The organism is Faecalibacterium sp. DFI.5.82 (genome assembly GCF_029076575.1).
Taxonomy (GTDB): Bacteria; Bacillota; Clostridia; order Oscillospirales; family Ruminococcaceae; genus Faecalibacterium; species Faecalibacterium duncaniae.
In genome coordinates this window covers 1-12308 of the sequence record NZ_JARFIS010000005.1, presented here as the reverse complement: position 1 = coordinate 12308, position 12308 = coordinate 1, and the positions used below count along the sequence as shown (strand labels likewise).

General features: G+C 49.7%; 11 protein-coding genes. 9 read left to right on the top strand and 2 right to left on the bottom strand.

The window, feature by feature from the left end:
• Positions 1 to 34: 34 nt before the first annotated feature.
• From P0G09_RS07865 to P0G09_RS07850, 4 genes are read left to right on the top strand one after another with little or no spacing between them, the layout of a single operon-like run.
• Positions 35 to 1024: a virulence RhuM family protein gene (locus P0G09_RS07865; RefSeq protein ID WP_155220044.1), complete on the top strand. Its 990-nt coding sequence runs from the start codon at positions 35 to 37 to the stop codon at positions 1022 to 1024.
• 55 nt (positions 1025 to 1079) lie between these two features.
• Complete coding sequence (locus P0G09_RS07860) at positions 1080 to 2768, top strand: recombinase family protein (protein WP_275252383.1); 1689 nt, start codon at positions 1080 to 1082, stop codon at positions 2766 to 2768.
• An 11-nt stretch (positions 2769 to 2779) separates the two neighbouring features.
• Entirely contained in the window at positions 2780 to 3874 is a 1095-nt protein-coding gene (locus P0G09_RS07855) for a GGDEF domain-containing protein (protein ID WP_275252382.1), read from the top strand.
• A 30-nt stretch (positions 3875 to 3904) separates the two neighbouring features.
• Positions 3905 to 4060, top strand: a complete 156-nt coding sequence (locus P0G09_RS07850) for a hypothetical protein (RefSeq protein WP_275252381.1) — start codon at positions 3905 to 3907, stop codon at positions 4058 to 4060.
• Positions 4061 to 4117: 57 nt separating this feature from the next.
• On the opposite strand, the gene P0G09_RS07845 is transcribed toward P0G09_RS07850, so the two are convergent.
• Complete coding sequence (locus tag P0G09_RS07845) at positions 4118 to 4438, bottom strand: type II toxin-antitoxin system RelE/ParE family toxin (protein ID WP_275252380.1); 321 nt, start codon at positions 4436 to 4438, stop codon at positions 4118 to 4120.
• Positions 4435 to 4740, bottom strand: coding sequence for a type II toxin-antitoxin system RelB/DinJ family antitoxin (locus P0G09_RS07840; protein WP_275252379.1), 306 nt, complete (start codon positions 4738 to 4740; stop codon positions 4435 to 4437). Before P0G09_RS07840 ends, P0G09_RS07845 begins: the two co-directional genes overlap by 4 nt.
• A 210-nt stretch (positions 4741 to 4950) precedes the next feature.
• Here P0G09_RS07840 and P0G09_RS07835 point away from each other — a divergent pair, with 210 nt between their 5' ends.
• The 5 genes from P0G09_RS07835 (at position 4951) to P0G09_RS07815 (ending at position 11990) form a co-directional block, all read left to right on the top strand.
• On the top strand, positions 4951 to 6897 hold the full coding sequence (locus P0G09_RS07835) for an AAA family ATPase (protein ID WP_275252377.1): 1947 nt from the start codon (positions 4951 to 4953) through the stop codon (positions 6895 to 6897).
• A gap of 28 nt (positions 6898 to 6925) precedes the next feature.
• Complete coding sequence (locus tag P0G09_RS07830; protein ID WP_275252376.1) at positions 6926 to 8065, top strand: hypothetical protein; 1140 nt, start codon at positions 6926 to 6928, stop codon at positions 8063 to 8065.
• Between the two features lie 61 nt (positions 8066 to 8126).
• Positions 8127 to 8309 carry a hypothetical protein gene (locus P0G09_RS07825; RefSeq protein WP_342760525.1) on the top strand — a complete coding sequence of 61 codons (183 nt, stop codon included), beginning with the start codon at positions 8127 to 8129 and terminating at the stop codon, positions 8307 to 8309.
• 169 nt (positions 8310 to 8478) lie between these two features.
• Positions 8479 to 10218, top strand: a complete 1740-nt coding sequence (locus P0G09_RS07820; protein WP_317851076.1) for an ABC transporter ATP-binding protein — start codon at positions 8479 to 8481, stop codon at positions 10216 to 10218.
• On the top strand, positions 10215 to 11990 hold the full coding sequence (locus P0G09_RS07815; RefSeq protein WP_098923360.1) for an ABC transporter ATP-binding protein: 1776 nt from the start codon (positions 10215 to 10217) through the stop codon (positions 11988 to 11990). The genes P0G09_RS07820 and P0G09_RS07815 overlap by 4 nt, the downstream gene beginning before the upstream one ends.
• Positions 11991 to 12308 lie beyond the last annotated feature (318 nt).

Below are 12308 nucleotides of genomic sequence, written 5' to 3'. Positions count from 1 at the left end.
GAAATGAGGTGTTCCGGTGAACAATTATGATGATATGAATCAAAAATCCAATATGATTATTTACACAACAGAAGATGGATTGACAAAAATTGAAACCACATTTGATGAGGATACCGTGTGGTTATCCATTGACCAGATGGCAGAGTTGTTCCAGAGAGATAAATCTACTATTTCAAGACATATAAAAAATGTATTTTCCGAAGGCGAGCTGCAGCGAGAGTCAGTTGTTGCAAATTTTGCAACAACTGCGGCAGATGGAAAAACCTATCAGGTTGACTACTATAATCTTGATGTTATCATTTCTGTCGGCTATCGTGTAAAATCCAAGCGTGGCACACAGTTCAGAATCTGGGCAACTAACATTCTCAAAGAATACATGAAAAAAGGTTTTGCTTTGGATGATGAACGATTGAAAAATCTGGGCGGCGGTGGATATTTCAAGGAACTGCTTGAAAGAATCAGAGACATCCGTGCATCGGAAAAGGTGTTTTATCGTCAGGTGCTTGAAATCTATGCCACCAGCATTGACTACGACCCGAAAGCGGAAATCTCTATCCGTTTTTTCAAAAAGGTTCAGAATAAAATTCATTATGCCATTCACGGACAGACTGCGGCAGAAGTGATTTATACAAGAGCGGATGCGGAAAAAGAGTTCATGGGACTTACCACCTTTGCCGGTAATCAGCCGACACTCAAAGAAGCGATTGTTGCGAAAAACTATCTGAATGAGAAAGAGCTTCGTGCTATGGGACAACTTGTATCCGGGTATCTGGATTTTGCGGAACGTCAGGCAGAGCGTGAACAGGCAATGACGATGCAGGACTGGGCAGAGCATCTGGATCGCATTCTTACCATGAGTGGAGAGCAGCTTTTAATTGGAAATGGAAGCATTACTCATAAGCAGGCTGTTGATAAAGCGACTGGAGAATATCGAAAATATAAGACAAGAACGCTCAGCGACGTGGAAAATGATTATTTAAATTCGATAAAGATGTTGGAACAGAAAACTGACGGCAAAAAATAACAGACGATGAAAGCTGAATTATGCCACAGGCTGTGGCACAAATGAGGATGGCGATATGAAAGAAAAAACAAAAGTATATATTTATACGAGAGTATCTACTGCCGTTCAGGTAGACGGTTACTCCTTGGATGCTCAGAAATCAAGAATGAAAGCCTATGCTGAGTTCAACGATTTTGAAATCGTCGGTGAATATGAGGATGCCGGTAAATCGGGAAAGTCCATTGAGGGCAGATTGGAATTTAACCGCATGATGGAGGATATCAAGTCCGGTAAAGATGGCGTGTCCTATGTGCTGGTGTTCAAGTTATCACGTTTTGGCAGAAATGCGGCAGATGTGCTGTCTACCTTACAGGTGATGCAAGATTTCGATGTCAATCTGATTTGTGTGGAGGATGGCATTGATTCTTCCAAAGATGCCGGTAAGCTGATGATTTCCGTGCTTTCTGCGGTTGCCGAGATTGAGCGTGAGAATATCCGTGTTCAGACGATGGAAGGCAGAATCCAGAAAGCTCGTGAGGGTAAATGGAACGGTGGTTTTGCTCCCTACGGATACAAATTGGAAAAAGGTATGCTGTATATCAACGAGGAAGAAGCCGAGGCAATCCGCATTATCTTTGACCAGTATGTGCATACCGATATAGGAGCTAACGGACTTGCGAAATACCTTGCCAATCACGGTATCAACAAAATTCAGCGGCAGAATGGAAAAAATCCTCTGTTTGATGCAGCCCTGATTCGCAGAATTTTGAAAAATCCCGTTTACTGTGGTAAAATTGCTTACGGCAGGAGAAGAACAGAAAAGGTACATGGAACTCGCAATGATTACCGACTTGTGGAGCAGGAAAATTATCTGTTAGTTGACGGTCTGCATGAAGCCATTGTATCAGAAGGACTCTGGCATGAAGCCCAAGTAAAACTTCTTGCTCAGGCGAAGAAGTATGAAAAGGTCAACAACGGTAAAGACAACAAGGTACACCTGCTGACCGGATTACTTAAATGTCCTATTTGCGGAGCCGGAATGTACGGCAACAAAAGCATCAAGCACAAGCCGGACGGCACGAAATATAAGGATTTCTTCTATTATGGCTGCAAACACCGCACTATGACCCGTGGTCATAAGTGTGAATACAAGAAGCAAATCAATGAGGAATTGCTGGACGGTGCTGTTGCAGAGGTTATTATCAAACTGGTCAGCAATCCGAAGTTTGCGGCGATGATGCAGCAAAAAATCAATATGAAGATAGATACATCCGCCATTGAACAGGAGATTGCCAATTATGAAAAACAGCTTCGTCAGAGCTATGCTACGAAGTCCCGTTTGATTGATGAGATTGATACCCTTGACCCAGATGATAAGCACTACATCAAGCGTAAAGCAGACCTTGATGATCGCCTTTATAAAATGTATGATAAGATAGAGGATACGGAGAATCTGTTGATTGAAGCCAGAGCAAAGAAAATGGCAATAGAAGCAGAAAAACTCACTGCTGACAATATCTACAAAGTGCTGATTTATTTTGAAAAGCTGTACGCTGTCATGGACGAGCAGGAGAAGCGACAGATTATGGAATCGCTGATTTCTGAAATCCATATCTATGAGGAACGACAGCCAAACGGTCAGTGGCTCAAATCCATCAAATTCAAGCTTCCGATTATTGAGGAAGATATGGAAATGAGTTTGGACAGTGATACACATGTCGAGGTGGTCGGCGCGCTGACCAGATCACAGAAGTCCAAAGGGTGAAACAAGCCACAATGAATGGATATTTTTATGTATTAACGGCCATTGACCTTTTTGTGCTGAGCTTCATGTGCATCCTCACAAAGCTCAGCGAGTCCCTGAACAAAAAGCAGAAGCAGGGATTTTTCTTTGCCTTTGCGCTGATCGCGGTGATCTCGGTGCTGGAGGTGGTGACACTGGCGGTGGATGGCACCCCGGCGGGCTACCGCTGGCTGAACATCCTGTCCAACTATCTGGGGTTCGGCCTGTCCCCGGCAGTGTGTCTCTGCCTTGTGTATGTCATGGACCGGAAAAAGAGGATGAACCGCTGGTTCAGGGCGGCGGTGTGCTGCGAGGCGTGCTACCTGCTGTTCCTTGCTCTGTCCATCCCCGCCGGGCTGGTGTTCTCCGTCAGCGCCGACAACGTTTATTCCCGCGGGCAATACTTCTATATTTATATCATCATGTACTTTGCGGCCATCGTGTATCTTTCGGTGTCCACCTTCGTCACGGCGCGGGAATTCCAGAACCGCAGCCGGGCGCTGATCTACCCTCTGATGTTCTTTCTGCTCATTGAGACCATCATTCAGGTGACACTGCCGAAGCTACATGTTACATGGCTGTGCGTTACCCTGTTGTCGGTGCTGTACTTTATCTACTGCAGCGAGATGTGGAACCAATTGGATGCCCTTACCGGGCTGCTGAATCAGAACAGCTATCTGAACCGCACTGCTGAGATGCGCCGCCGCGGTGGGGTGCTGGTGGTGTTCGATGTGGACGACTTCAAGCAGATCAACGACCGCTACGGCCATCTGCAGGGAGATATCTGTCTGGCCGAGATCGGCCGCTGCATCAAAAAAGCCTATGCCCGCAGCGGCTACTGCTACCGCACCGGCGGTGACGAGTTTTGTGTGCTGATGGAAAACGCAGACCGGGAGACCCAGTGCGCGCAGGAGTTTGTACGCCAGCTGGAACAGCGGCGAAAAGCCGTGGACTTTCTGCCCACGGTGTCCTTTGGTTCAGCTCCCTTTTTGGGGGAGGATGTGCTGGCTGTGAAGAACCGGGCCGACCGGGAGATGTACCGCTACAAAAAGGCCCGGAAGCCCGATGCCGCAGGCGAAATGGCCTAGTCCAGGCGCTTTTCAAAAGGGGAGGATACCATGAGCGAATTTTCACATCTGAGAAACAAACTGCTGGCCGAGCAGGTGGAGGATCAGATCTACCACTACATTCTGGATACCCCCAAGCAGCTCAAGTGCCCACCGGAGAAGGAAAAGGCTATCCGGGAAGCACTGAAGCATTTTAAGATGATATAAGAAAACGTGGGACAGTATCTGCAAAAGGTACTGCCCCACATTTTTGGTTGTTGGGATTCATTTCATTCTCCGCAGGCGGCGCACAAGGTCGGATGCACTGTACAGCACACGAGCCACCGACACGGCATCCTCGCCCGCGATGTAGAACACCGAGTAGTTGTCTACCAGCATCTGCCGCAGTCCTTGGGTGTGCTCCGGCTCGCTTTCCACCAGCGCACAGCGTTCCGGCAGAATGTTCAGCGACTGAATGGCTTCTGCAATGCGGTTGTACTGCCCCATGGCCGTGTCAGGCTCCAGCAGACGGTCAGCAATATAGCTGTAAATCTGCTCCATATCGCTGAGGGCTGCATGGGAAATTTTTACGTCATACTGCTTCATCTGTGCTGTTCCCTGAACTGTGCGAATGCGCTTGCAGCATCCACGGTATCACCGTTCTGAATCTCCTTAATGCCCACCTGCAAGGCTGCATGAAGCTGGTCATCGGTCATGGTGTCAGCGTTCAGAGCTGCAGGAGCTTTCGGCAGGGACAGCGAGAAGGGAATGCTGCCAGTCAGGGTGATCTGGCGCAGGTACATATCAATGGCGGTTGCCATTGGGATACCAAGTTGCTTCAGCACATCCTCGGCTTGCTGCTTGACGGTAGGGTTCACACGAAGATTCAGCGTCATCGTTTTTTCCATAGTTATCACCTCGACTTTATTGTAACGTATTTTGCGTTGCATTTCAACAGCGCGCAGCTAAAAAAGATAATTCTCCAATTTGCATAATCGATTGCCTTCAAAATGTCTAATATGTTCAAAAAGAACGTTTGAGAGGTTTGATGTATTGATTTGAACGAATGCATCGTGTATCATTGTTACTGAACTATAATCAAAAAGTGAGGCGATTTTATGTGCTTGGAATCCTTAAGGGAAGCTGCGCAAAACGGTGATGCTAATTCACAATTTACATATGGGTACCGATATTTCAAAGGTATGGATGTCGAGCAGAATCAAGAATACGGATTATCATGGATAATGAAAGCTGCTTCCCAAAATCATGCGTGCGCGCAAGCATGGCTTTCCATGTGCTATCGACATGGGACTGGTGTTGATAAAGACGAGCAAAAATCTTTTTACTGGTTGGAGAAAGCGGCTATCAATGGACATGCCATCTCACAGTCTAGTTTAGGAAATGTTTACTATTATGGTGATGAATCGCATGAGCCAAACTATGAAAAAGCCGTTGAATGGTACGCAAAAGCTTCTCAACAAGACGATGAGGGAGCACAAGTTCAGCTCGCGATTTGCTATGCACTTGGAAAAGGTGTAATTACTAATGATTCCAGAGCCATGCGTTTGTTTTCAAAAGCCGCCCAAAAGGGTAATGCAAAAGCTCAATTTTGGTTAGGATTGTATTATTTTAATGCATGGGCTGTTCAGCAGGATTACCAACAAGCAGCGTACTGGTTCAATCAAAGCGCCAAACAGGATTATCCGGATGCCCAATATGAACTTGGTAAGTGCTATAAATTGGGTAATGGGGTAGAGAAAAACGATGATATATCTTTTGAGTGGTTTATGAAGGCTGCCCAAAATGGTTTATCTAAAGCTCAAGTCGAGGTGGGCGATTATTATCTTTTCTCAAATCCGTTTTCAGAATCAAATCACTATAATCCTACAGAAGCAGTTAAATGGTATAGAGCAGCCGTTGAAAATGATAATAATCCCGATGCACAGAACGGGCTTGGACAATGCTATGAAGAGGGGCTAGGCGTTTCTCCTAGTTATGAAAAAGCGTCTCAATGGTATTTAAAATCTGCGCTTCAGGGATCCCTCTACGGAAAATTGAATTTGGTTTCTCTTTATAAGGAATCCTGCGATGTCCTAGCCGACTATTCTGATGAACTTTTTGAAGAAGCAAAAGCATGGTGTGAAAACCAGAATCTCCAGCCTAAAGAAGAGCCTAATACTGCGTTTGAGTCTCACACAGCTGCCATATTGCCTTTATCAGCTGAAAAACCTATCGAAAAAGATAATGAACTTAAAGGCTTTTTAAACCAATTGTCAGAATTAGTAGGCCTAGATGAAGTAAAAAATGAAGTCAATTCAATTATCAATCTTTTAAAACTGCAGCAGATTCGGAAGGAATATAATCTTCCTACAGTTCCTATGTCTCTTCATCTTGTATTTAGTGGAAATCCCGGCACAGGAAAAACCACCGTTGCTCGCCTTCTTGCAAAGATATATCATAAACTCGGGGTGCTTTCACAAGGACAGCTTATAGAAGTGGATCGTTCTGGATTGGTCGGAGGGTATGTTGGGCAAACTGCTATAAAGACACAAGCCGTCATACAGTCTGCGCTTGGTGGGATTCTATTTATTGATGAAGCATATACGTTAGTGCGTGGAAATACATCAAATGATTTTGGGCAAGAAGCTATTGACACAATTCTCAAATCAATGGAAGATTATCGTGATGATTTGGTGATAATTGTTGCGGGTTATCCGGATTTAATGGAGAAATTTATAAATTCAAATCCCGGCCTTAAATCGCGTTTTAACAAATATATTCAGTTTGATGATTATACGCCCCACGAACTCTTGTGTATTTTTAAAACTCTTTGCAGCCATGCACACCTAACAGCATCAGATGAAGTTAATGATAGTGCATTAGCTTATTTTCAGAAAATCTATGAAACTCGCGATGAAAAATTTGCAAACGCGCGCGGTGTACGCAATTATTTTGAAAAGGCAGTAGCAAATCAGGCTAATAGAGTGGCCACCTATACTAATATTTCGGAGAATGATATTAGCACATTGATTCTTCAAGATGTCGAAAATATCACCTTAAATTAGGAAAAATCAAAATACTCAAGGAATTTATATGGAATTAGGCAAAATGTTTTCCTATGAGCAGTTGCTGAAAAGCGCTCGCAATAACGATCCAACCGCAATGTACCTACTTGCAGTGGGCTATGACTCTGGACGATTTCAAGATTCATCTAACAAATTATATATTTTTTGGCTTTCTAAATTTTTTGAATCCGATGAAGTAGAAAAAGTTATCAACTATTTCGATGATGATTCTCCGACGATTCTTGCCGAAGAACAAGCGATTTTGGGAGAACTAATCGTAGATGCCGGAATACGTCTTGGCTTGCTTTTAAAAAATAGCGTGGACTATTCAGAACTGAAGATGGCCTACGATGGAGTTTATGCCGCCTATGTTGTAAGCAAACTTTCCTATATTGAAGTTGGAGACGATTCCCAAAGTCTACAGTCACTTTTAGTAGAGCTTCATCAGAAAATCAAAGATTTCTCGAAAAATTATCTGTCCGAGCATAGGGGAAATGTTTCGATTTCCACTGGAATGCCACAACATATATGGAATGCATTTCAACCAAGCACACACATTGAAATATCAACCTGTGAAATGTGTTTGAGATTATTAGACGAACAGACTATAGACGTTGACTATTCCTCTGCAATTATTCCAATTATGAAAGGTCTCGAATGTGAACTGAAAAAGCATCTATATGTTCCATATATTTGTTACCTTCGTGACAATATTTCTCCTCAACGTTACTTTAAAGAGCTTCAACATAAATATCCGAACATTACAAGACCCAAAAGCCTAATAAATCTTCGGCGAAAAATTTTAGGAGGAGCTTCCATTAAGGATTGCTTTTACGAACAAAATCCAGATACCCAAAATCTTATGATTGGAGAATTCAAATATGCTATAGGTGCCACATCATTCGGAGGCAACTTTTCTGTTGATTCTGCTTTTCTTGACTTTTGCAAGAACAAATTATTTTCTGGCTCAAATACTGGTGCTACAGAAATCCAAAATTGGCTAAAGCATTTGCTAATGGGGTTAGAATCCTTGCGAGAAATTCGCAATCAAAGTGCTCATGGGAACGCTTTACAGGGAAAACGAGAGGCGTACTCTACAGTTGATGAACTTTTCCTAAAAAACAAATTGCTGTTGCAAATTGTTTCACCTTCTTTGAACTGGGATTAGTTTTTGAGCGGAGAATCCAAAGGCGCGCAGACGCTGGCTGTGACCATGGTGCGGAAGTTCGGTGACGAAAAAAGCTGCATGGGCACTGGGCATCACCGGCCTTGTGGTGGCCATGCCGGTGTTTTTCGATGCCGGTCTGATCATCCTCATCCCGCTGGCCTTCTCGCTGGCAAAGCGCACCAAACGCTCTGTGCTGTACTACCTGTCTGCCGCTCATTGTTCTCCGAATCATTACCTCCTATGAAAAGGGACTGCTGCACTGGGATCTCCCCCTGTGCGGCAGTCCCTTTCCTTGTTCTGGCAGGGCACGGTGCGCAATGGCGTGATTTGAACTGGCTTTTTTGCATTTCCTGTACTATAATAAAGAACTGTGAAGTTTACACCCGCTATCACTGGGAAAGGAGAATCACCCCTTGAATAAAATGCTTACCCACCTGAACGGCTACAAGCGCGAGGCTGTGCTTGCACCGCTGTTCAAGATGCTGGAAGCCACGTTCGACCTGTTTGTGCCGCTGGTCATGGCAGACATCGTCAACGTGGGCATTACAGCACATGATTTCCACTATATCCTTGTGCGGTGCGGCATCCTGCTGCTGCTGGCCGTTGTGGGCCTTGCCTGCAGCCTGACGGCCCAGTATTTCTCGGCCAAGGCGGCGGTGGGCTATTCCACCTCCCTGCGCCATGCCCTGTTTGAGCACATCCAGAGGCTTGGCTTTACCGAGATGGATACCATGGGCACCAGCACCCTCATCACCCGCATGACCAGTGACATCAATCAGGTGCAGAGCGGTCTGAACCTCTTCCTGCGCCTGTTCCTGCGCAGCCCGTTCGTGGTGGTTGGTGCCATGGTCATGGCGTTCACCGTGAATGTGCGGGCCGCCTGGATCTTTGTGGTCGCCATCCCGCTGTTGAGCGTGGTGGTGTTCGGGGTCATGGTCATCACCAACCCGCTGTACAAAACGGCCCAGGCCCGGCTGGACCGTGTGCTGGGTCTGACCCGCGAGAACCTGACCGGTGTGCGCGTGGTCCGCGCCTTTGATAAGGAGCAGAGCGAGATCGACCGCTTTGAGTCGGCCAACGACCTGCTGACCCGGATGCAGCTCCATGTGGGCCACATCTCCTCCCTGATGAGCCCGCTGACCTACGTCATCATCAATCTGGCCATCGTGGCTCTGCTCTATGTGGGCAGCATCGAGATCAATGTGGGCGGCATGGCCTCCGGCGATGTGATCGCGCTGGTGAACTACATGAACCAGATCCTGGTGGAGCTGGTCAAACTGGCAAACCTCATCGTGCAGGTGAGCAAGGCGCTGGCCTGCGCGGGCCGTGTGCAGGCTGTGCTGGACACCGAGCCCGGCATGGAGTTCCCCGCGGCCCTCAAGGGCGAGGCACCTGCGGATAAGGCCGGGGATGCTGTGCGGTTCGACCATGTCAGCCTGACCTACGCCGGTGCCGGTGCCCCCAGCCTGACCGATATCAGTTTTACCGCAAAGCGCGGCCAGACCATTGGTGTCATCGGCGGCACGGGCAGCGGCAAATCCAGCCTCATCAACCTGATCCCCCGCTTCTACGATGCCACGGAGGGCACCGTGGAGATCCTGGGCCGTCCGGCGCAGGAGTACCCCCGCGCGGCTCTGCGCGGCAGTGTGGCGGTCGTGATGCAGAAAGCCCAGCTGTTTGGCGGCACCATCCGCTCCAACCTGCTGTGGGGCAACAAGAACGCGGCGGACGCTGACCTGTGGGCCGCACTGGAGACCGCACAGGCTGCGGATTTTGTCAGGGCAAAGCCCCTTGGGCTGGACGAGCCTGTGGAGCAGGGCGGCCGGAACCTGTCCGGCGGCCAGAAGCAGCGCCTGACCATTGCCCGTGCGCTGGTGGGCAAGCCGGAGATCCTGATCCTGGACGACAGCGCCAGCGCGCTGGACTACGCCACCGATGCGGCCCTGCGCAAGGCACTGGCCGCTCTGCCCGGTGACCTGACCGTGTTCATCGTGAGCCAGCGTGCCGCCAGCCTGCAGCACGCCGACCAGATCATCGTGCTGGATGACGGCAGGATGGTGGGTCTGGGCAGGCACGCCGACCTGCTGAAGACCTGCCCCGTTTACGAGGAGATCTACGCCAGCCAGTTCAAGAAAGGGGATGCGCAGAAATGAGTGCGAAAGCAAAGAGTAAGCTGACCCCGGAACAGCGCAACGCAACGCTTCGGCGTGTGCTGGAAAAGATCCGCCCCTACGGCTTTTTTGTGGTGTGCAGTCTGATCGTGGCCGCTGTGAGCGTGGCTGCCCAGCTGTATATCCCCATCCTCTGCGGCAGCGCCATTGATATGATGCTGGGCAAGGGGAATGTGGACTTCAACGGTGTTCTGCGCATCGTGGTGGAGATCGTGATCGTGGCCGTGGTGGCTGCATTGGCCCAGTGGCTGCTGAGTGTCTGCAACAACCGCATCACCTTCTCGGTCAGCCGGGATCTGCGCAACGCCGCGCTCCGTAAGATCCAGACCCTGCCGCTCTCTTATCTGGACAGCCATCCCTCCGGCGATATCGTCAGCCGCATGGTCGCCGATGTGGACACCTTTGCGGACGGCCTGCTCATGGGCTTTACCCAGCTGTTCAGCGGCGTGCTGACCATCCTTGGTACCCTGCTGTTCATGCTCAGTGAGAATGTGCCCATCACGCTGGTGGTGGTCTGCATCACCCCGCTGAGCCTGGTGGTGGCAAGCTTCCTTGCCAAGCGCAGCTACAAGTATTTCCAGGGCCAGAGCACCGTGCGCGGTGAGCAGACCGCCCTGGTCAACGAGATGATCGAGGGCCAGAAGGTCGTGCAGGCCTTTGGCCATGAGGCCGAGAGCCTTGCCGCCTTTGACGAGGTGAATGGCCGCCTGCAGAGCGTGAGCCTGAAGGCCATCTTCTTCTCCAGCATGACCAACCCCGCCACCCGCTTTGTGAACAACATCGTTTATGCAGGTGTCGGTCTGGTGGGTGCCGTTTACGCTGTGGCGGGCGGCATCACCATCGGCCAGCTGAGCATCTTCCTGAACTATGCCAACCAGTACACCAAGCCCTTCAACGAGATCTCCGGCGTGGTCACCGAGCTGCAGAACGCACTGGCCTGTGCGGCCCGTGTGTTCGAGCTGCTGGATGCCGAGGACCAGGTGCCCGAGGCGGAGAACGCCAAGGTGCTGGAGACCGACGGCCATGTGGAGCTGAAGGACGTTTCCTTCCGCTACCTGCCGGACCGCCCCCTCATCGAGGGCCTGAATCTGGATGTGAAGCCCGGCCAGCGCATCGCCATCGTCGGCCCCACCGGCTGCGGCAAGACCACCCTCATCAACCTGCTCATGCGGTTCTACGATGTCAACGGCGGCTCCATTGAGGTGGCCGGAAACGATATCCGCAGCCTGACCCGCGCCTCCCTGCGCGGCAGCTACGGCATGGTGCTGCAGGAGACCTGGCTGCGTGCCGGTACCGTGCGGGAGAACATTGCCTACGGCAAGCCCGATGCCACTGAGGAAGAGATCGTTGCCGCCGCCAAAGCGGCCCACGCCGACAGCTTCATCCGCCGCCTGCCCAAGGGTTACGATACCGTCATTGCTGAGGACGGCGGCAACATCAGTCAGGGTCAGAAGCAGCTGCTCTGCATCGCCCGCGTGATGCTCTGCCTGCCCCCCATGCTGATTCTGGACGAGGCGACCTCCTCCATCGACACCCGCACCGAGGTGCGCATCCAGGCTGCCTTTGCCCGGATGATGCAGGGCCGCACCAGCTTTATCGTGGCCCACCGCCTGTCCACCATCCGTGAGGCAGATGTCATCCTTGTGATGAAGGATGGCCACATCGTGGAGCAGGGCGACCACGACACCCTGCTGGCGCAGGGCGGCTTCTATGCCAAGCTCTATAACAGCCAGTTCGAGGGCGTGGAGACCTGAAAAAACCAAAATGGGAGATGTCGGCACTGCTGGGTATCCGTAAAACAGTTTTCGAAAAATGACACGGCAACTGCCTGTCAGGATTGGTTACGGAGTACCCGGCTAGGCCGAGGAAGCATCAAGTCCCATGTCCGCACCGTCAAGGTGTTGGGTATGGGGCTTTTTGCATTTCAGGAACGTGTACATCTCTGGAAAGGTGTAACACACTAGACTTTGTACCAAAGTCGTGTGCCAAGGGTGCTGCGCCCCTTTGGAATCCCTGCTCACATCGCCTGTGGGCGATGTGGATTCGCCGGACAGAAAGCTCTCACAAAGGTG